This window comes from Salifodinibacter halophilus (assembly GCA_012999515.1).
Classification (GTDB): domain Bacteria; phylum Pseudomonadota; class Gammaproteobacteria; order Nevskiales; family Salinisphaeraceae; genus Salifodinibacter; species Salifodinibacter halophilus.
In genome coordinates this window covers 1-253 of record JABEEB010000459.1, presented here as the reverse complement: position 1 = coordinate 253, position 253 = coordinate 1, and the positions used below count along the sequence as shown (strand labels likewise).

Annotated in this window: 1 protein-coding gene; it reads right to left on the bottom strand. The window is 68.0% G+C overall.

The genetic code is table 11. The annotated features are described in order from the left end of the window. Positions 1-253, bottom strand: a 253-nt coding sequence (locus HKX41_12440) for a hypothetical protein (protein NNC24944.1), incomplete at both ends; no start/stop codon positions are given.

Sequence of the window (253 nt, the reverse complement as noted above, 5' to 3'; positions counted from 1 at the left end):
GCGACAGGCCGTCGAGCAGGAACGCGATCGGGATCATGATCGCGAAGGCGGCGCCGATCGAGCCGATCAGGGCCAGGGTCAAGCGCACATCCAGCAGCAACAGCACCACGATCGAGCCGGCCAGCAGCAGCACGCCGGTCAGCAGGTTGACGGCCTGGCGCGCGATCAGTTCGGAAATCGATTCGCAGTCGCGCACCACCCGGCTGACCCGCTCGCCGCTGCTTTCGCGGTCGAACGAGGACACCGGCAGGCG